Genomic DNA, 19352 nt, shown 5'->3' on the forward strand with positions numbered 1-19352 from the left:
AGGACCAGTAATAAATAATTTTAATGGCGTCGCGATGCGTTATTTTTGGCAGGAAAAATAGGGAGGGGTTTTGTTTGAAATGACTATTTTTTTATTTGAGTTAAATGAATTTGCAGACTTTCCTTAGCGTTATTCTATTTGTCTCAGGCTCTACAACCGTTAACCAGAGTTTGCGATTGAACCATAAGGTTGGCTAAATTATAAATTGCTTTTTATGGAAAATAACCGCCATTGCTGGCAGTTATTTTATTAATGATATTAATTTAATTTATGCGTCACGCCTCATCACCCTGACGTCGATAAGGTAAAGCTTCCCGCGCTTCTTCTGCCCACACCGCCACGCCAGCGCGCTCTTGTTGCAGGAAATCGGCCACGGCGTCGCGCAGACCTTCATGCCGCAGATAGTGCCAGGACTCGGTGATCGCCGGTTCAAAACCGCGTATCAGCTTGTGTTCGCCCTGGGCGCCGGCATCAAAGCGCTGTAAACCGTGGGCAATCGCATAATCCATCCCCTGATAGAAACAGGTTTCAAAATGCAGGCGATTAAATTCTTCCAGGCAGCCCCAGTAGCGGCCGTACAGCGTGTTGCCATCCAGCAGGCTGAAGGCCATCGCGGCTGCCAGACCGTTTTGCGTCGCCAGCACCACGCGGATCGCCTGCGGCATTTTTTCCGCCAGCAGGCTGAAAAAGGCGCGGGTGAGGTAAGGACGCTGGCCACGAACCGCATAGGTATTGGCGTAGCAGGCATAAACAAAGTCCCAGTGCGACTCGCTGAGCTGGCTGCCGGTCAGCCACTCAAACTCGAATCCCTGGCTGGCAACCAGCTGCCGCTCTTTGCGGATCTGCTTACGCTTGCGCGACATCAGCGTGTCGAGGAAGTCCTGAAAATCGCGGTAGCCCGGATTATGCCAGTGATACTGCAGGCCTAGGCGTGGCAGCCAGTTGGGTTCCTCCGCCAGACGATCGTGGGTAAAGGCATTGCCGAAATTGATGTGGGCGCTGTGCATCTGCCGCTGTTGCAGGAAATCCGGAATGCCCTGCAGCAGTTTTATTGCCGCGTCGGCCTCACCCAGCAGGCGTGCACCGGTGACCGGGCTGAACGGCACGGCGGCCAGCCACTTGGGATAGTAGGGCAAGCCCGCCCGCTGGCAGGCATCTGCCCAGGCATGGTCGAATACGTACTCGCCCCGGGAATGGGTTTTACGGTAGCCAGGCAGCGCCGCCTGCACCTCGCCATTTTCCACCCACAGCAGATGTTCAGGCTGCCAGCCGGTGCCTTTGCCCAGACAGCCGCTCTCTTCCAGCGTGCTCAGAAAGGCATGGCTGATAAACGGCTGGTCGTCAGGCGTTAACGTATCCCACTGACTGGCGGGAAGGTCGGCCAACTGCGTCAGAAGGGTAAGAGACATAGCGGTACTCCGTCATTGCGGCGAGTACGGGAACCCGTACCGGATAGATCACGAAAGGCTAAGGTGAAGGTTTTTACCGCGAAGATCAACGACTGATACCGCCACCGCACGGGCCGCTAAAGCCGGAGCGGTGACGGAAGAGGGCAGGTTAGCGAACGCCGTGGGTCAGCGTGTAATCGACATCCTCAGGCTCTTCGCCGCCGACGCGTACCACCGGCCCCATGATAAACAGGAAGCAGAACGCCGCCAGCAGGCAATGTGCGCCAACAAACACCAGCCCCAGACTGTAGCTGCCGGTGATGGCCACCAGGTAGCCAAAAATGATCGGGGTGACGATACCGGCAATATTGCCCACGCAGTTAAAGATCGCCCCAGCCAGACCCACCGCTTCTTTTGGCGCGGTATCGCTGATAATCGCCCAGGTTCCTGCCCCGGCCGCCACCCCTTTGCCATAGAAGGCGAAGGACATAATGGCGATAACCCAGAAGTTACTGTTGGCCACCGCTGCCGCAATCAGCGTGGCGGCCATCAGCATGCCGACAATATACGGCGTTTTGCGCGCCCAGGAGACTGACCAGCCGATGCGGATCAGGTAATCGGAAATGATGCCGCCAGAGATACCGCCGGCAAAGCCGAACAGCGCCGGTGCGATAGTGGCAAACCCGGCGTGCAGAATATCCATTCCGCGTGCCTGCACCAGATAAATGGGGAACCAGGTGATAAAGAAATAGCTGAGGGCAATGGTGCAGTACTGGCCGATATAAGCGCACCACAGCATGCGGTTGGTCAGCAGCTTGCGGAAGGTGGCATGCGACAGGCGATTTTTATCTTTCCTGACGGCAGTGGAGTCAATATCGATCAGCCCGCCGCCGTCGATAATATAGTCCAGCTCCTGGCGGGAAACCTGCGGATGCTGGCGCGGTTCCTTCATATACCACAGCCAGGCAAAGAAGGCGCAAATGCCAATCAAGCCCAGCACAAAGAACGGCCACGGCCAGCCAAACTCAGACACCAACCAGCCGGACAACGGGGAGAAGATTGCTACCGCGAAATACTGTGAGGAGGCAAACAGCGAAGAAGCCCGGCCGCGTTCCGATTTTGGAAACCACATAATGGCAACGCGGGCGTTGGCGGGAAAGCTGGGGGCTTCAATTAATCCCAGCGCAAAACGCAGGCTGAACATAATAATGAGCGCGCTGGTGACGCCCTGAGAAAACTCGCCGATAAAGCCCATCGCCAGCGTCGATAGTGACCACAGCACCAGGGTAATGCCATAAACTTTTTTGGTGCCAAAGCGGTCGAGAAATAAACCGCCGGGAATTTGCCCAATAACATAGGCCCAACTGAACGCGGACAGCACAAACCCCAGCTGAATCGGCGACAGGCCAAATTCATCCTTAATTGCGCCGCCGGCAATCGACAGAATAGATCGGTCAGCGTAGGCAATTACCGACAGAAATAAGATCAACATTAATATCCAGATGCGGACATGCGAGCCGTTTTTTGCGGTCATAACAGGTTACCTTGTGGGCCTTTCTTTCAAATATAGGAGCGCCGTCAGGTAACGGTCATTGGGCTTTTGTTGCAATAACGCGCGAATAAAACGGGGAAATTCAGCAAGAGTCACAAGGGCGCTTGAAGCGCTTCACATTCCCGCCACTGAATGCCGGTGGGCCGAAAAGGCTTTGCAGGAATGTGCTCTCTGTCGAGGAATTGAGCGGCAGAAGCTTCTACGGCCGCGTCAGTGATCCATTAAGCCGGGCGCGATATCTTTCAGGAAATTATAAAACCAGGTCTTGGCGGAGATATCGCCGATTTCGGTATGCGCATAGACAAAGACTTCCTGATCCGCCACCTGGAACGGCAGCTCCAGCAGGCGACCATTGCCCCTGCGCTGATAAATTTTGGCGGCAGCTGAAGGCAGGGTGACCAGCAGTTCGCTGGAGGAAATCAGTTCGCCCAGCGCGGAGAATCGCGGCACTTCCAGCGCGATTTCACGCTCCAGCCCAAACTCTTTAAGCCGGTCTTCCACGATATGGTGCCCGCTGCTGGCGGCCACAATCACATGCTGTTCCCGCATATATTCATCAAACGACAGCGTACTGCCAATGCGGGGATGCTGTTCGTTCAGCAGGCAAACATAGCGTTCATACAGCAGCAGTTCGCGCTGTGCGGAAGAGATGGTTTCGTTGCGGTTGCAGATGGCGGCATCCACCTTGCCGGTCAACAGCCAGTCATTCAGCCTGAGGGATTCTATCGCCACCACTTCCAGCTGAATGTGCGGCGCCTCCACCCGCAATGAGGCCACCAGTCCGGGGAGCAGCAACAGTTCGCCGAGGTCAGACAGGGCGAGGCGGAATTTTTGCCGCGAGGTGGCGGGCACAAAGTTTCGCGTATCCGCGACCGCCTTTTCAATGCCGGTCAGGGACTTTTTGAACACCTTATACAACTGCAAAGCGATCGGGGTGGGCTCCATGCCGGCCCGGCTGCGTTTAAACAGCTCGTCGTTGGTTTCATTTCTCAGACGCGATAACGCATAACTGGCAGAGGGTTGGGTAATGAACAGCCGGTCTGCCGCACCGCTGACGCTGCGTGTTTCGTAAATGGCGATAAACACACGGACAAGATTGAGATCCATCATAATACGGCCTTATAGATGCTATCTATAAATGAAGATTCAAATTATCTATTTGAACTATTTTAAACTTCTTTATAACATCCACACCATCAATATTTGATATGTTGCATTATTTTTTGCATATCACCTCAAAGCATAACAAAAACATACACCTATAATAATTCCATCGCGCAAATGGCGGCGGCCTTGTGCAGGCTGTGCGTCCCGGGAGAGAGCAAGTGAAAGGCGAAATCGTAGAAATTATCATCGACTGGATTGAAGAGCACCTTGATGATGGTCTGAATATTGAAGCCGTAGCCGCCCGTTCGGGCTATTCAAAATGGCACCTGCAACGTGCATTTAAAGAGCAACAGGGCATGACCTTAGGCACCTTTATCCGCTGCCGTCGACTGGACGAAGCGGCCAAAAGCCTGATCAGTTCCCATAAGACCATTATGACCATCTCGATGGATCTGGGATTTTCTTCCCAGCAGTGTTTCCAGCGGGTGTTCAAAAAGCATTTTAATATCACGCCAAGAGACTATCGCAACCAGCACCGTGAAATTCACTGAGTCAGCGTAGCCAGGCAACACCTTTAACCCTACACCTCCTGTAAGCTAAACAAGATGAAAAAGACTCTGTTGTTACTTATCGCCGTGGCGATGAGTGGACCTGCTTTTGCCCTGACCCTGGGCCCGCAAGCGCCGGTCAGTGTTCTCACTGTTCACTGCGATCCGGGCAGCTGCTTTAGCGCAAACGGGGCTGCCCAGGACCTCACTCAGGGACTGGTGGGTTATGCCCGTCAGGTACAACGGGTACTGCGGCCGGTTGAGACCGTGGGTGCGGTGGGCGACATCAGCTTTTCCAGCCAACCAAAGTAAAACGCCCTCTGTTCGCGTAAAATCCGTTAAATATCGCTGCGATAAGCCGGCGCTATGCAAAATTTAATATTTCCTCGGGTATACTGACCCCCGTGTTAATTTGCTTACGGGATGCTATGGAACGTTTCGCTGAAAACCTCATTTATGCCTCACGCTGGCTGCTGGCGCCGATTTATATCGGGCTGTCGCTGGGTCTACTGGCACTTGCGATTAAATTTTTCCAGGAGGTTTTTCACCTGTTGCCAAATGTATTGGCGATGGCAGAAAACGACCTGGTGTTAGTGCTGCTGTCGATGATCGACCTGACGCTGGTCGGCGGTCTGCTGGTGATGGTGATGCTCTCCGGTTACGAAAACTTCGTCTCAAAACTGGATATTGCCGACCACAAAGAGAAGCTCAGCTGGTTGGGTAAAATGGATTCCGGCTCGCTGAAAAACAAAGTGGCCGCGTCGATTGTTGCCATCTCTTCCATTCACCTGCTGCGGGTGTTTATGGATGCCAAAAATATTCCGGACAATAAACTGCTGTGGTATGTGGTGATCCATCTGACCTTCGTACTCTCGGCGTTTGTGATGGGCTATCTGGACAGCCTGTCGCGGAAAGAGAAGCTCAGTAGCCACTAAGCCCCATCTGCCCGGCGTTCCGGGCAGATTTCCCGCTTTTTTCACCTTATCGCGCTGTTTTGCTTGCATCCACAGGGGCAAATCGCATAAAAAGCGGTGAAGAGCCCGGATACCCTGCCGATATAAAAACATCACGGTCGCCGACATTCCCTGATATCGCACTGAAATGCGGTTATTCTGCGAATAACTTCTGGCATTTGCATTGCATGATATCAGGTATCTTCCCATGGCCTGGGATCGCCTGTTGATAACTGAGGACGGAAATGCCAGATGATTAGTCGTCGTCGGTTGATATTAGGAACCGGCGCCACGTTGCTTGCGATGACCACCGGAAAACTGTTTGCCAGAGAAGATATTATCCCTCTGTGGCAGGACGAACCGCCCGGCGGCGGCGGACCCAGCGGAAACCTGCATGTTTCTGCCAACGGCTCGTGGTCGAATATCGTCAGCCCGGCGATCCAACGCTTCCAGCCAGAAAACCCGAACGGATCGGCCGTATTGATTGCCGCGGGTGGCGGCTATCGCTGGATCGGCATGGGTGGCGAAGCCTGGCCCGTGGCGCGCTGGCTGAATGCGCGTGGCTATACCGCCTATGTCCTCAGCTATCGCCTGCCGCGTGAGAAGTGGCACGCAGGCAGCCTTGCCCCGTTGCAGGACGCCCAGCGCGCCATTCGTCTGGTGCGCTCGATGGAACGTAAGGTGCATCTGCTGGGCTTCTCAGCCGGTGGCCACCTGTTTGGTATGGCGGCGGCCCGTCCTGGGTTCGTCACCTACGAGCCGCAGGATGCGCTGGATAATGTGGTCCCGGTGGTGGACAGCGTCGGGCTGATTTACCCGGTGATCACCCTGGAGCCGCCGTATACCCACACCACCACGCACAAGCAGCTGGTCGGTAACAATGCCTCCGCGAATGAAGAGGCGAACTGGTCGGTAGAGAATTATGTCACCCGTAACTACCCGCCGACTTTCCTGGCGCAGGCGGAAGACGATCCGATCTCTAACCCGCATAACACGGTGATCATGCACACCGTTTGCCGGCGTATGGGCGTACCGGTTGAGCAGATTAATATCACCCGTGGCGGACACGGTTTTGGCCTCGGTAAAGCCGGTTCCCCGGCGGCGATTTGGGATGAAGCCTACGCCATCTGGCTGGATGCCCGTAAGTAAGCTGCACCGTGACGGTGCATTCACCTGCCGCACTCATGCTTCAGCACGCCACGCCGCGTCAGCTGCCGGTAAAAAAAACCTTCGTAACCCGCCACCGTTAAAGTTTTCCCGCAATCGGGCGATAACGTTTATGACGTGAGAGGCAGTAAACACAAGCCGCGTTTTCTCTCACTTCTGAGTTCTTCTCGCGTATGGAACATGCCTTTAGCCCTCCTTTGGTCGTCAGACTTTCTGCTTCACCACCCATAATTAATCAAGTATTTGAAAAGTATAGGTAAAACCATGTTTCCATTAATGGCGATTAAACAGCGCCTGTCGTCTTTGCTGTTTCGTAATAAACACCAGCCCGCAAACGGGACCTTTGACTGCCGCAGCCTGCCTGCTTCGCTTTCGCAGGCCGGACTCAGTGAAAAAAGTGCCGGCATTCTCATGACCTTTGTGCCGCCGTATGCCGACTTTCAGCCGGTCAGCCAGAGCTGGCAGCGCTTTAGCTCCGCCGATTTGACGGTGATTACCCTCTCGTCCAATGGCGCACTAAGCAGCAGCGGCAAAGAGACCACCTATTGCGACGGCGCCGGTCAGCAGGGGAGCTGGCTGTTGCTGCCGGAGAGCCTGATAGCGCGTCATGAAACCCATATCGTTGATTTACATGTCAATGACACCCATACCGCTGCCGACCGTATCAACGCCATCCAGCAGGAGCTCAGCAGGCTGGCGGTGCGGATGCCACTCTCATCCGACCGCACCTTCGCGATGATTTACTGCGATGGCCTGTCCGCCTCGGAAGGCTTCCTGATGCAGGCCTGGTACAACTGTGGACGCTTCCCGTGCCTGGCGATCGGCGGCTCGGCTGGCGGTAAGATTGAGTTTGATGGCACCTGGATCGGCGTGGGTGGCAAAATTCTGCAGGGCAAAGCGGTAATCATTTTCTGCCAGATGGCCGCCGGCAAATCCTTTGCGCCGTTCAAAAGTCAGAACTTTGTCCCAAAAGACAAAAGCTGGCTGATCGCCGAGGCCGATCCGATTGGCCGCACGGTCAGTTCGGTATTCGATCAGCAGGGCCAGCAGGTGAGGTTTACTGACGCGCTGGCCAGCTGGCTGGGCTGCAACGTGCCGCAGCTGACCGAAAAGCTGAAAGGGCTGACCTTTGGCGTGAAGGTCGGCGAGGAGTATTTCATTCGCTCCATCGCCAAAATTGACGCCGACAGCATTCAGTTTTTCTGCGACCTGGAATTTGGCGACCGCCTGTATCTGCTGGAAGAGAAAGATTTTAAACAGACCACGCGTCAGGACTGGCAAGCCTTTATCGCCAACCGCGGCAGGCCGGCGGCCATTCTGATGAATGACTGCATCCTGCGCCGGGTTGGCAACGAAGGGCAACTGCATAATGCGCATTTCTTTAAGGGGCTGCCGGCCGCAGGCTTCTCCAGCTTTGGCGAAATCCTTGGCGTGCCGATTAACCAGACGCTCTCTGCGCTGGTGTTTTTCAACCAGGACGTGAAGGCGATGAGCCAGTTCCCGGTACAGTACGCCGGGTACGCCGGGCATTATGCGCAACGCGCGCTGCGCCGTTGGGAAGCGCTGAACAGCATTCAGTCGCGGGTGCTGAAGCGGGTGATCGCCTATCAGCACGAGCTGGCACCGCTGATGGAAGCCTTACCGATGCTGGAAGCCGCTACCCAGACGCAGAATGAGACGCTGGGGATGGCGGAAAACAGTATCCGTTCGATTGGCGATATTGCGCAGAAAAGCCAGCAGGCTCAGCAACGTTTGGGGCAGGGGCTGGATGACCTGGAGAAAATTTCCAACGGCATCAACGAGATCACCAGCGGCATCAGCAATATCGCCTTCCAGACCAATTTGCTGTCGCTGAATGCGGCGGTGGAAGCGGCGCGCGCCGGGGAAGCCGGACGGGGATTTGCGGTGGTGGCCGGGGAAGTTCGTCGGCTGGCCCAGTCTTCGAAAGAGCAGGCGGATTCAACGGCAGGCAATATTGGTCAGGCGGTGGATACCATTTTCCGCATCCGTACCGTCGCCAGCGAAACGGTGGAAACTTCCACCGAGATGGCGGAACGCAGCATCGCTGCGGCGGATACGATTGCCGCCATGAGCCATCAAACCGCGCACCAGCGTGAAAGCATCGCGCAGCACCTCGGTAGCCTGCGCAGCCTGACCGCCGGTATGGATGCGATGCAGGACGCTGTCGCGCAGCTGTCCGTATTGCAGAGCCTCTCCGGGGCGAACGAGAAAGGGTAATTTCGCCGACCCTCCGCCAATAAAAAAGCCAGCATATGCTGGCTTTTTTGATCCTGAAGCAGGACTTAACGCATGGTGACAAACTCTTCCGAACCGGTCGGGTGGATAGCCACGGTGTTGTCAAAGTCTTTCTTGGTGGCGCCCATTTTCAGCGCGACCGCGAAGCCTTGCAGCATCTCATCCATACCGTAGCCGATACCGTGGATGCCGACGATCTTCTCGTCTTTACCCACGCAAACCAGCTTCATGCGGCACGGCTGACGGTGCTGCGTCACGGCGGTGTACATGGCGGTGAACGCCGACTTATACACTTTCACTTCATCGTCGCCGTACTTCTCACGCGCTTCCGACTCGCTCAGGCCCACGGTGCCGATTGGCGGGTGGCTGAACACCACGGTTGGCACGTTGCTGTAATCCAGATGCTCTTCAGGCTTGTTGTTGAACAGGCGCTCGGACAGACGACGACCTGCGGCAACCGCCACCGGCGTTAATTCAACCGCACCGGTGTTATCACCAACCGCATAAATGCCAGATACGCTGGTGTTCTGGTACTTATCGACGCTGATGTACCCTTTTTCATTCAGCTTCACGCCCGTGACGTCCAGGTTCAGGTTGTCGGTCATTGGCTCACGACCGATGGCCCATACCAGACAGTCAACGGTCTGCTCCTGGCCATTTTCCAGCTGCAGCGTCAGGCTGCCGTCGGCATTTTTGATCACCGCTTTCGGCACGGATTCGGTGTGCAGCGCCGGGCCTTCAGCATTCATCACTTCAACCAGCGTATCGACGATCAACGGATCGAAGCTGCGCAGCGGCGCGTGTTTACGCACAAACAGGTGGGTTTCGGAACCCAGTGCGTTCACCACTCCGGCGATTTCGACCGCGATGTAGCCGGCACCGACAACGGCAGTGCGTTTTGGCAGGGCATCCAGCTCGAAGAAGCCGTCAGAGTCGATACCGTATTCCGCACCCGGAATCGACGGATGGGTTGGACGGCCGCCGGTGGCGATCAGGATGTTGTCGGCAGTAATTTTTTCGCCGTTCACTTCCACGGTGTGCGCATCGATAAAGCGCGCGTAGCCTTTGATCACGTCGACGTTGTTTTTACCCAGCACGTTATCGTACGAGGTGTGAATACGGTCGATATAAGCGCTGCGGTTTTTGACCAGCGTCGCCCAGTTAAAGCTGTTAACGGTGGTATCGAAGCCGTAATCCGGGCCATACAAATGGATCGCTTCGGCAATCTGCGCCGCGTGCCACATCACTTTCTTCGGGACACAGCCGACGTTTACACAGGTACCGCCGAGTTCTTTCGCTTCGATCAGCGCGCATTTCTGTCCGTACATCGCGGCACGGTTAATAGAGGCGATACCGCCGCTGCCGCCGCCAATAGCAAGGTAGTCATAATGTCTGGTCATCGGTGATTCCATAAGTCAGTGAAATGAATTGGCAGTAGTGTAACGCCACTCGGTTAAATGCCGCAAAGTTTGCGTCTATGATTGTGATAGGGCAGCGGGGCGTAAATCAGCGATAATCGACAATTACTGCGAGATGGCTCACTGTTTTCGCATACTAACAGGCAGAGAGAGGCCAGATGGAACTGCTATTTTTAGGGACCGGCGCGGGCACGCCCAGCCGCCAGCGGAATGTCACCAGTATCGCCTTAAATTTGCAGGGGACGCGCAGCGGATGCTGGCTATTTGACTGTGGCGAAGGCACCCAGCATCAGATGATGCGCTCCCAGGTAAAGACCGGGAAAATCGAGAAAATTTTTATCACCCATCTGCACGGCGACCATATTTTTGGTCTGCCGGGGTTGCTGACCAGCCGCTCGATGAATGGCATCAGCGACACCCTGACCCTTTACGGCCCAAAAGGCATCAAGGCCTTTATCGACACCACCCTCAGCCTGAGTGGTTCCTGGCTGACCTTCCCGCTGGAGATTGTCGAGATCGCCGCCGGCGAGCTGTTTAGCGATGAGCATTTCCGCGTCACCGCCTGGCCGCTGACCCATCCGGTTGAGTGTTACGGCTTCCGCATTGAAGAGCATGACAAGCCGGGCGCGCTGGATGCGCAACGGCTGCTGGCCGACGGCATCAAGCCCGGCGTGCTGTTCCAGCAGCTCAAATTGGGCAAAACCGTGACCATGGACGACGGTCGGGTGGTCAGGGGCAAAGACTATCTTGGCCCGGCAACCAAAGGCCTGACGCTGGCGATTTTCGGCGATACCAGCCCGACGGCCGCTGCCGCCGAACTGGCGGCGAATGCCGATGTGATGGTGCATGAAGCCACGCTGGAAGTGGCGCTGGAAGAGAAAGCCAACAGTCGGGGGCACTCTTCAACGGTGCAGGCGGCCACGGCGGCAAAGAACGCGGGCGCGAAAAAGCTGATCGTCACCCACCTCAGTTCGCGTTATCTGCGAGAGGATGCGGAAAGGTTACTGGCGGAGTGTCGGGCGATATTTCCGGATACCGAAATGGCGCATGATTTCTCGCTATTCCGGCTCTGAGCGGCGGTTCGAAAGGCAGGGATGATACGGTGGGACGCGCGGCGGCGTCCCACGAGCGGCATTTATTCCGGCACAATCCAGCTGACTTTGGTGTGACCGGTGCCGGATGGCACCAGGTGCTTCAGCAGCCACGGCAGCACGTTGTTCATCTGCTGCTCCAGCTTCCACGGTGGGTTGATCACAATCATCCCTGACGCGGTCATGCCAAAGCGATCGCTGTCCGGACGCACGCCCAGTTCGATCTGCAGGATACGGCGAATACCGGATGCTTCCAGCTCTTTGGTAATGCGTTTGATCTGTTGACGCAGCACCACCGGATACCACAGCGCGAACACGCCGGTACCAAAGCGCTTATAGCCTTCAACCAGCCCCTGAACCACCGCCTGATAATCGGATTTCATTTCGTAAGGCGGATCGATCAGCACCAGACCCCGGCGTGACAGCGGCGGAAGCTTGGATTTCAGCTGCTGGAAACCGTCTGCACGTTCGGTGCGGGCACGGTCATCTTTCTGGAACTCGTTACGCAGCATCGGGTAATCGCTTGGGTGCAGCTCGGTCATGTTCAGCTTGTCGAACGGACGCAGCAGATGACGGGCGATCAGCGGTGAGCCCGGATAAAAGCGCAGCTTGCCGTTCTTGTTCAGTGCCTGGACGCAGGAGATATAGCTCTCCAGCTCTTCCGGCAGATCGTCCTGTTGCCAGATACGGGCAATGCCTTCCAGATATTCACCCGTGCGCTCGGCGTGCTCGCCGCTCAGCTGATAGCGCCCGGCACCGGCGTGGGTGTCCAGATAGAGGTAGGGTTTATCCTTCTCATTAAGCGCAGTGATAATCAGGCTCTGAACGGTATGTTTGAGAACGTCGGCGTGATTGCCGGCATGAAAACTGTGGCGATAACTCAGCATGTCGTGGGATCTGTCCGGTGGGGAATGAGGAGCGTGCCGCCGCTGGGCGGCACATATTGGCGCCAGTATAACTGTCCTGCGCTTAAAATGCTCTGTTATCCTGGCAGGTGCTGCCACATCGGATAGGTAAAGAACAGCAGGTGCAGCAGATTAAAGCTGAAGTGCACCAGCGTGGCGACCCACACTCTGCCGCTCCATAGCCACGCCAGGCCGTAGATAATCCCCGCCAGGCTGGCGAAAATTACCAGCAGCGGGCCGCCGGCGATATGCGCCAGGCCAAACACCGCGGCGGCAATCAGTAATCCCCAGACGTTGCCCAGCTTCTGGCTCAGCCGTTGTTGCAGATAGCCCCGAAACAGCGCTTCCTCGGCAAACGAGACAAAGAACAGGTTCGCCAGCACAAAGGCACCCAGCCACTCGGGCAGATGCCGCTCGACGCGCAGGCCGCCGGCCAGAGTGGCAATCAGCAGCAATAGCGGCAATGACAGCATCAGCACCAGCCACCACAGCGTGTTCTTCGGCCCGGCCGCCGGACGCTTAAGCAGCGTGGGCAGACAGGCGAGCAGCAGGAAGGGGATCAACGCCTTATCGAAGTTGTAATAGAAGCTGAACGGCGCGCTTTCTGGCCCGGCTTTCACCTCGCTGACAATCTGCGGGTTAGAGAATCCGGGGATCAGATGCAGCATCAGCGCCACCGCGCCCAGCACCAGTACCGCTTCAGTCACCAGCGTCACGGCGGCAGGTTTTTTGATTTGACGATGGCCGATCGCCACCGCGCCAAGCACCATTAAGGCGGCGATTGCCGGCCAGTGAAGCGTGCCATCCACGGCCGCCATAATCAGCGCCAGCGCCAGCAGCCCGAACGAGGCGCGGCGGTAAAAAGGCAGAAAAAGTAACGAGGCCGCAAAGACGTACCACATAACAACACTCCGTGTAGAAATCGTATTAACTGGAAAACGGCGAAAGTATGCGGCTGGCCGTCGGGGTAGGCAACTGGAATCGTGGTGAAAAGGTCAGGATTTGCGGGTGCAAATGACCAGGATCAACAGCCGGGTTTTCTCAATCAGGCCATTGAATTTCGCTACACTTAGCCTCATGTTAACCTAATCGCGCGCTTAAACGCGCCTCAAACATGTTTGACTATAAGGACTGCGCAATGACCAATCCGTTACTCTCCTCTTTTACGCTTCCTCCTTTCTCCGCCATCAAACCCGAGCACGTGGTCCCTGCTGTTACTCAGGCACTGGCCGAGAGCCGCGCGGCGGTTGAGAAGGCGGTTGCCCAGGGCGCGCCTTACACATGGGATAACCTGGTTCAGCCCCTTGCTGAAGTTGACGACCATTTAAGCCGTCTGTTCTCACCGGTCAGCCACCTGAACTCGGTGAAAAACAGCCCGGAACTGCGTGAAGCCTATGAGCAAACGCTGCCGCTGCTGTCCGAATACAGTACCTGGGTGGGCCAGCACGAAGGCCTGTATCAGGCTTACCGCAATCTGAAAGAGACCAGCTACGCCGGATTAACCGCCCCGCAGAAAAAGGCCGTGGATAACGCGCTGCGTGATTTTGAGTTGTCCGGTATTGGCCTGTCGAAAGAGAAGCAGAAGCGTTATGGCGAAATCGCCGCGCGTCTGTCCGAGCTGGGCTCGAAATACAGCAACAACGTGCTTGATGCCACCATGGGCTGGAGCAAGCTTGTCACCGATGAAAGCGAACTTGCCGGTCTGCCGGAAAGCGCCCTGGGCGCGGCCAAAGCCCAGGCAGAAGCCAAAGAGCAGGAAGGCTGGCTGTTAACGTTGGATATCCCGAGCTATCTGCCGGTGATGACCTATTGCGACAACCAGGCGCTGCGTGAAGAGATGTACCGCGCCTTCTCTACCCGTGCCTCCGACCAGGGCCCGAATGCCGGCAAGTGGGACAACAGCGAGGTGATGGCTGAAGAGCTGGCGCTGCGCCACGAACTGGCCCAATTGCTGGGCTTTGACTCCTACGCCGACAAATCGCTGGCCACCAAAATGGCCGAGAATCCGGCGCAGGTCACCGACTTCCTGACCGGTCTGGCAAAACGTGCCCGTCCGCAGGCCGAGCGTGAAATTGAACAGCTGCGCGCCTTCGCGCTGAAAGAGCACGGCGTTTCTGACCTGAACCCGTGGGATCTGACCTATTTTGGTGAGAAGCAGAAGCAGCACCTGTTTTCTATCAGCGACGAACAGCTGCGTCCTTACTTCCCGGAAGAGCGTGCGGTTAACGGCCTGTTCGAAGTGGTGAAACGCATTTACGGCATCACTGCCAAAGAGCGCAAAGACGTCGATGTTTATCATCCTGACGTGCGTTTCTTCGATCTGTTCGACGAAACCGGCGAGCTGCGCGGCAGCTTCTATCTGGATCTCTATGCGCGTGAACATAAACGCGGCGGGGCGTGGATGGATGACTGCGTTGGCCAGATGCGCCTTGCCGACGGTTCGCTGCAAAAACCGGTCGCCTACCTGACCTGTAACTTCAACCGTCCGCTGAAGGGCAAGCCTGCGCTGTTTACCCATGATGAAGTGACCACGCTGTTCCATGAATTTGGTCATGGCCTGCACCATATGCTGACCCGCATCGAAACGCCGGGCGTGTCCGGCATCAGCGGAGTGCCATGGGATGCGGTCGAGCTGCCAAGCCAGTTTATGGAAAACTGGTGCTGGGAGCCGCAAGCACTGGCCTTTATCTCCGGCCATTATGAAACCGGCGAGCCACTGCCGCAGGAACTGCTGGAGAAAATGCTGGCGGCGAAAAACTACCAGGCGGCGCTGTTTATCCTGCGTCAGCTGGAGTTCGGCCTGTTCGACTTCCGCCTGCATGCCGAGTTTGACCCGGCCAAAGGCGCGCAGATCCTTGAGATGCTGAAAGAGATTAAACAGCTGGTGGCGGTGATCCCAAGCCCGGCATGGGGCCGCTTCCCGCATGCCTTTAGCCATATCTTTGCCGGCGGCTATGCGGCGGGGTACTACAGCTATCTGTGGGCCGACGTGCTGGCGGCCGATGCTTATTCGCGCTTTGAAGAAGAAGGTATTTTCAATCGTGAAACGGGCCAGTCATTCCTCGATAACATTCTGACCCGTGGCGGGTCTGAAGAGCCAATGGAGCTGTTCAAACGCTTCCGTGGGCGTGAGCCTCAGCTGGATGCGATGCTGGCTCATTACGGTATTCAGGAATAGCGTTAACGTGAAGATTTGTTTAGTGGATGAATCGGGCGCCGGAGACGGCGCCTTATCTGTTTTAGCCGATCGCTGGCAGCTGGAGCACGATGCGTCAGCGCCGATGGCATTAGTGATGACCGCCACGCACCTCGAACTGCGCAAGCTCGATGAGCCTAAGCTTGGCGGGATTTTTGTCGATTTCGTTGAAGGCGCGATGGCGCACCGTCGGCGTTTTGGTGGTGGCCGCGGCGAAGCGGTGGCCAGAGCGGTCGGTATCAAAAGCGGTTATCTGCCTGCGGTGGTCGATGCCACTGCCGGTCTGGGACGCGATGCGTTTGTGCTGGCCTCGATTGGCTGCCGGGTGCAGATGCTGGAGCGCCATCCGGTGGTGGCCGCGCTGCTGGATGACGGTTTACGGCGGGGCTATGAAAGTGCCGAAATCGGCGGCTGGCTGCGCGAACGGCTGACCTTGATCCACGCGTCGAGCCTGCAGGCGCTCGCTGATATCGTTGAACAGCCGGATGTGGTTTATCTCGATCCGATGTTCCCCCACAAGCAGAAAAGCGCGCTGGTCAAAAAAGAGATGCGAGTTTTTCAAACGCTGGTGGGTGCCGATGACGATGCCGACGGCCTGCTGGAACCGGCCCGGCGTCTGGCGAAGAAGCGCGTGGTGGTGAAGCGGCCTGACTACGCACCGCCACTGGCGGGCGTGGTAACTCAGGCGGCGGTGGTGACCAAAAGCCACCGTTTTGACATCTATCCGCCGCTGGTCAGCGACTAGGTGCGGGATGGCGAAAATAAAAAGGGCGGAATTTCTTCCGCCCTTTTTTATGACTTATGCCTCAGACTATTCGTCTTCTTCGTCGCGCAGCGGCACGATCAGCATATCGATATGTACGGTGTTGATCAGCTGGCGAGCCGAGGACATCAGCTTGCTCCAGAAGTCCTGATGGTGACCACAGACCACCAAATCCACATCGTATTTTTTGATGGCGTCGACTAATACCTGGCCCAGATCGCCGCTGCCGCTAAGGGTTTCGGAAATCGGGTAGCCTGCGCTGTTAGAGAGGTCAGTCAGGGCGGTATGGGTCTCTTCAGAGATACGTTTTTGCATATCGCCAAGGTTCACATCGATCAACCCGGTATACAGGTCGGAATAGTTCACATCGACGTGGATCAGTGACACTTTGGCATCGTAAGGACGCGCCATGGACACCGCTTTGGCGACCAGCAGCTTACTTTCAGGGGAAAGGTCGACTGCAATCAGAATGTGTTTGTAAGACATAACGATACTCCTTTCATTCGTTGCGGAGAGTTATCCGCCGACAAAGTTGTCTTTTTGCATCATAACACATTGAAATCCGTTGCTAATGTTTAATGCATGATGGTTTAGTACCGCGCCTGAGATGAGCAAACATCCCGGCACCTTTATAGTTTTCGCATTGATTATAGCCCGAATTGTTAACAGACGGGCGTGCAGGCCGCGCCCTTTGCGAGCGGGATCAAAATGAATTTTTCTCTCTTTCTGCTGCTCAGGCAAAACATCGCTGGAATTATTTTAATCAAATCTCCTACACTGATATTAACGACCCGTTATGCGCTAATGACGGTCGCTCAGCGGTTACAACTTCAATTCTGTCTGGTTCAATGAGGTGATTGGCGAATCATTGTGGGGCTTGTCCGGCATTCCCCGCGGATAACGTCCTTTAGATGCCTTGCCGGGAGGGGATCATGATCAGCACCATCGCGCTTTTCTGGGCTCTTTGTGTGGTTTGTGTGGTGAATATGGCGCGCTACTTTTCCTCTTTGCGCGCGCTTTTAGTGGTGCTACGTGGGTGTGACCCTTTACTGTATCAATATGTGGATGGCGCGGGATTTTTTACCTCACACGGGCAGCCGAGCAAGCAGGTTCGACTGGTGCGTTATATCTGGTCACAGCGTTATCGCGACCATCATGATGATGAGTTTATTCGCCGCTGCGAGCGGGTTCGGGGCCAGTTTATCCTGACCAGCGCCTTATGCGGATTGATTGTAATTAGTCTGGTCGGGCTGGCGATTTGGCACTAACGCCGCGCCGACATCAGAAACGAAAAAGGGCGGAGATGATCTCCGCCCTTTTGTTTTTTCTGCTGCTGATTACGCCACGAACCTCAACGCAATCCAGTACAGTCCACCGGACAACACGATCGAGACTGGCAGAGTCAACACCCATGCCAACAGGATATTTTTGATGGTGCGACTCTGTACGCCTCCGCCATCAACCAGCATGGTACCGGCGACGGAAGAAGAGAGCACATGGGTGGTCGACACCGGCATTCCGGTGTAGCTCGCCACGCCGATGGAGACCGCGGCAGTCATCTGCGCGGACATGCCCTGCGCATAGGTCATGCCTTTTTTACCGATTTTCTCACCGATAGTGGTCGCCACACGGCGCCAGCCAACCATGGTACCCAGCGACAGCGCCAGCGCGACCGCCACGATAATCCAGATCGGTGCGTACTCAACGGTGTTCAACAGGTCGCTTTTCAGCTTACCGAGGAAGCGCTGATCGTCATTGCTGACGCCAGGCAGCTTGGCGGCTTTCTCTGCGGTATCGGAGATACACATCAGCAGACGGCGAAGCTGCGCGCGCTGATCGACGGTCAGGTTGTCGTAGCTCTGCAGGTTATTCAACAGGCTCTGGGCATGGTCGATAGCCGGCAGCGCACGGGCCGCATCACAGTGGAACTCATGCGGGCCGCTTGGCACTTCTTCCGGCGTAGGAACGGCCGGCGGCGCCATCTGAATAATATGGGTCAGCGAATCAGCATGCTGCTGATAGTACTGCTCCAGATGATTCACCGCATCGCGGGTACGGGTGATGTCATAGCCAGAGGAGTTCATATTGACCACGAAGCCGGCCGGGGCGACGCCAATCAACACCAGCATAATCAGGCCAATGCCTTTCTGACCATCGTTCGCACCGTGTGAGTAGCTCACGCCGATAGCGGAAACAATCAGCGCGATCCGGGTCCAGAATGGCGGTTTCTTTTTACCGTCAATCTTTTCACGATCGGCTGGGGTCATATGAATGCGCAGACGCTTTTTGTTCCCGCTCCAGTAACGACGCAGCAGGAAAACCAGGCCGCCAGCCAGCACCAGGCCGACAATCGGTGAGATCACCAGCGAGGCAAAAATGCCGATCATTTTCGGGATGTTCAGCGCGTCCACTACCGAAGTGCCGGTAATCAGTGCGTTGGTCAGGCCAATGCCGATAATGGCCCCGATGAGGGTATGGGAGCTGGAGGCCGGCAGACCGAAGTACCAGGTGCCGAGGTTCCAGATAATTGCCGCCAGCAACATGGAGAAGACCATGGCAAGGCCATGCGCCGATCCAACATTAAGCAACAGGTCAGTGGGAAGCAAATGAACGATGGCATACGCCACACTCAGTCCGCCCAGCATGACGCCAAAGAAGTTGAATACTCCGGCCATCACCACCGCAAGTTGCGATCGCATTGCGCGGGTATAAATAACGGTAGCCACAGCATTGGCCGTATCGTGGAAGCCATTGATCGCTTCGTAGAACAACACAAAAAGCAGCGCAAGCACCAGTAAAATACCGGTGTGATAATCGAGACCAGCAAACAGATGTAACATAAGCGTTAAGCCATTTTGGAGGACATGAACGCGGCGCATTATCAGCGAGAAAGCGCGGCCGGGGAAAGCGAAATATAGACTTTTTTTGACATTTATGTGGCGATTAGATGAATTCAGAACATTGCTCTGCGCAAAAAATAACCGGTTTTGCGATCTTTGCCGGACGCG

The 19352-nt window shown here is 55.9% G+C and carries 17 protein-coding genes; 9 read left to right on the forward strand and 8 right to left on the reverse strand.

The genetic code is table 11. From position 1 onward, the window contains the following. Nucleotides 1–275 precede the first annotated feature (275 nt). The 3 genes from AC1UKS_RS01260 to AC1UKS_RS01270 form a co-directional block, all read right to left on the reverse strand. On the reverse strand, nt 276–1409 hold the full coding sequence (locus AC1UKS_RS01260) for a GNAT family N-acetyltransferase (protein WP_482435433.1): 1134 nt from the start codon (nt 1407–1409) through the stop codon (nt 276–278). Nucleotides 1410–1557: 148 nt separating this feature from the next. Beyond that, the gene (locus AC1UKS_RS01265) at nt 1558–2922 is read right to left on the reverse strand and encodes an MFS transporter (protein WP_482435434.1); all 1365 of its coding nucleotides are present in this window, start codon (nt 2920–2922) and stop codon (nt 1558–1560) included. A 228-nt stretch (nt 2923–3150) separates the two neighbouring features. Beyond that, nucleotides 3151–4050, reverse strand: coding sequence for a LysR family transcriptional regulator (locus tag AC1UKS_RS01270; RefSeq protein WP_072134872.1), 900 nt, complete (start codon nt 4048–4050; stop codon nt 3151–3153). Nucleotides 4051–4265: 215 nt separating this feature from the next. Between AC1UKS_RS01270 and AC1UKS_RS01275 the strand changes: the two genes are divergently transcribed. The 5 genes from AC1UKS_RS01275 (at nt 4266) to AC1UKS_RS01295 (ending at nt 8953) form a co-directional block, all read left to right on the forward strand. Then, nucleotides 4266–4598 (forward strand): helix-turn-helix domain-containing protein, encoded by a 333-nt coding sequence (locus AC1UKS_RS01275; RefSeq protein WP_265909231.1) that lies wholly within the window; start codon nt 4266–4268, stop codon nt 4596–4598. A 54-nt stretch (nt 4599–4652) separates the two neighbouring features. Next, entirely contained in the window at nt 4653–4907 is a 255-nt protein-coding gene (locus AC1UKS_RS01280) for a hypothetical protein (RefSeq protein WP_482435435.1), read from the forward strand. A gap of 116 nt (nt 4908–5023) precedes the next feature. After that, a complete protein-coding gene (locus tag AC1UKS_RS01285) occupies nt 5024–5530 on the forward strand; it encodes a TIGR00645 family protein (RefSeq protein ID WP_041692152.1) in 507 nt (168 codons plus the stop codon). Nucleotides 5531–5800: 270 nt separating this feature from the next. Continuing rightward, nucleotides 5801–6697 carry an alpha/beta hydrolase gene (locus AC1UKS_RS01290; protein ID WP_482435436.1) on the forward strand — a complete coding sequence of 299 codons (897 nt, stop codon included), beginning with the start codon at nt 5801–5803 and terminating at the stop codon, nt 6695–6697. 294 nt (nt 6698–6991) lie between these two features. After that, nucleotides 6992–8953 (forward strand): methyl-accepting chemotaxis protein, encoded by a 1962-nt coding sequence (locus AC1UKS_RS01295; protein ID WP_482435437.1) that lies wholly within the window; start codon nt 6992–6994, stop codon nt 8951–8953. A 65-nt stretch (nt 8954–9018) separates the two neighbouring features. On the opposite strand, the gene gorA is transcribed toward AC1UKS_RS01295, so the two are convergent. Continuing rightward, nucleotides 9019–10371, reverse strand: coding sequence for a glutathione-disulfide reductase (gorA, locus tag AC1UKS_RS01300; RefSeq protein ID WP_482435438.1), 1353 nt, complete (start codon nt 10369–10371; stop codon nt 9019–9021). Between the two features lie 176 nt (nt 10372–10547). On the opposite strand from gorA, the gene rnz reads away from it, so the two are divergent. Beyond that, nucleotides 10548–11462: a ribonuclease Z gene (gene rnz / locus AC1UKS_RS01305; RefSeq protein WP_265909235.1), complete on the forward strand. Its 915-nt coding sequence runs from the start codon at nt 10548–10550 to the stop codon at nt 11460–11462. A gap of 62 nt (nt 11463–11524) precedes the next feature. Here the strand turns inward: rnz and AC1UKS_RS01310 are convergent, their stop codons facing one another. Both AC1UKS_RS01310 and AC1UKS_RS01315 read right to left on the reverse strand, forming a co-directional pair. Next, nucleotides 11525–12367, reverse strand: coding sequence for a 23S rRNA (adenine(2030)-N(6))-methyltransferase RlmJ (locus AC1UKS_RS01310; protein WP_105760402.1), 843 nt, complete (start codon nt 12365–12367; stop codon nt 11525–11527). A 95-nt stretch (nt 12368–12462) separates the two neighbouring features. After that, entirely contained in the window at nt 12463–13287 is an 825-nt protein-coding gene (locus AC1UKS_RS01315) for a CPBP family intramembrane glutamic endopeptidase (protein ID WP_482435439.1), read from the reverse strand. 236 nt (nt 13288–13523) lie between these two features. On the opposite strand from AC1UKS_RS01315, the gene prlC reads away from it, so the two are divergent. After that, entirely contained in the window at nt 13524–15563 is a 2040-nt protein-coding gene (gene prlC, locus AC1UKS_RS01320) for an oligopeptidase A (RefSeq protein ID WP_482435440.1), read from the forward strand. A 7-nt stretch (nt 15564–15570) separates the two neighbouring features. Beyond that, complete coding sequence (gene rsmJ / locus AC1UKS_RS01325) at nt 15571–16326, forward strand: 16S rRNA (guanine(1516)-N(2))-methyltransferase RsmJ (protein WP_482435441.1); 756 nt, start codon at nt 15571–15573, stop codon at nt 16324–16326. A gap of 66 nt (nt 16327–16392) precedes the next feature. Here the strand turns inward: rsmJ and uspA are convergent, their stop codons facing one another. Further along, on the reverse strand, nt 16393–16830 hold the full coding sequence (gene uspA / locus AC1UKS_RS01330) for a universal stress protein UspA (protein WP_013204311.1): 438 nt from the start codon (nt 16828–16830) through the stop codon (nt 16393–16395). Between the two features lie 446 nt (nt 16831–17276). Here uspA and uspB point away from each other — a divergent pair, with 446 nt between their 5' ends. Next, nucleotides 17277–17612 carry a universal stress protein UspB gene (gene uspB / locus AC1UKS_RS01335; protein WP_013204310.1) on the forward strand — a complete coding sequence of 112 codons (336 nt, stop codon included), beginning with the start codon at nt 17277–17279 and terminating at the stop codon, nt 17610–17612. Nucleotides 17613–17681: 69 nt separating this feature from the next. Here the strand turns inward: uspB and pitA are convergent, their stop codons facing one another. Next, entirely contained in the window at nt 17682–19184 is a 1503-nt protein-coding gene (pitA, locus tag AC1UKS_RS01340; RefSeq protein WP_013204309.1) for an inorganic phosphate transporter PitA, read from the reverse strand. Between the last annotated feature and the right edge of the window lie 168 nt (nt 19185–19352).

The organism is Erwinia sp. AK-PDG3-5 (genome assembly GCF_056821705.1).

What these genes read in the sequence shown, in the direction of transcription:
- AC1UKS_RS01295 (WP_482435437.1), top strand. Translation starts at nt 6,992, where the DNA reads ATGGCGATTAAACAGCGCCTGTCGTCTTTGCTGTTTCGTAATAAACAC.
- AC1UKS_RS01260 (WP_482435433.1), bottom strand. Translation starts at nt 1,409, where the DNA reads ATGTCTCTTACCCTTCTGACGCAGTTGGCCGACCTTCCCGCCAGTCAG.
- prlC (WP_482435440.1), top strand. Translation starts at nt 13,524, where the DNA reads ATGACCAATCCGTTACTCTCCTCTTTTACGCTTCCTCCTTTCTCCGCC.
- AC1UKS_RS01270 (WP_072134872.1), bottom strand. Translation starts at nt 4,050, where the DNA reads ATGATGGATCTCAATCTTGTCCGTGTGTTTATCGCCATTTACGAAACA.
- uspB (WP_013204310.1), top strand. Translation starts at nt 17,277, where the DNA reads ATGATCAGCACCATCGCGCTTTTCTGGGCTCTTTGTGTGGTTTGTGTG.
- AC1UKS_RS01290 (WP_482435436.1), top strand. Translation starts at nt 5,801, where the DNA reads ATGATTAGTCGTCGTCGGTTGATATTAGGAACCGGCGCCACGTTGCTT.
- AC1UKS_RS01265 (WP_482435434.1), bottom strand. Translation starts at nt 2,922, where the DNA reads ATGACCGCAAAAAACGGCTCGCATGTCCGCATCTGGATATTAATGTTG.
- gorA (WP_482435438.1), bottom strand. Translation starts at nt 10,371, where the DNA reads ATGACCAGACATTATGACTACCTTGCTATTGGCGGCGGCAGCGGCGGT.
- pitA (WP_013204309.1), bottom strand. Translation starts at nt 19,184, where the DNA reads ATGTTACATCTGTTTGCTGGTCTCGATTATCACACCGGTATTTTACTG.
- AC1UKS_RS01280 (WP_482435435.1), top strand. Translation starts at nt 4,653, where the DNA reads ATGAAAAAGACTCTGTTGTTACTTATCGCCGTGGCGATGAGTGGACCT.
- AC1UKS_RS01285 (WP_041692152.1), top strand. Translation starts at nt 5,024, where the DNA reads ATGGAACGTTTCGCTGAAAACCTCATTTATGCCTCACGCTGGCTGCTG.
- AC1UKS_RS01310 (WP_105760402.1), bottom strand. Translation starts at nt 12,367, where the DNA reads ATGCTGAGTTATCGCCACAGTTTTCATGCCGGCAATCACGCCGACGTT.
- rnz (WP_265909235.1), top strand. Translation starts at nt 10,548, where the DNA reads ATGGAACTGCTATTTTTAGGGACCGGCGCGGGCACGCCCAGCCGCCAG.
- AC1UKS_RS01315 (WP_482435439.1), bottom strand. Translation starts at nt 13,287, where the DNA reads ATGTGGTACGTCTTTGCGGCCTCGTTACTTTTTCTGCCTTTTTACCGC.
- uspA (WP_013204311.1), bottom strand. Translation starts at nt 16,830, where the DNA reads ATGTCTTACAAACACATTCTGATTGCAGTCGACCTTTCCCCTGAAAGT.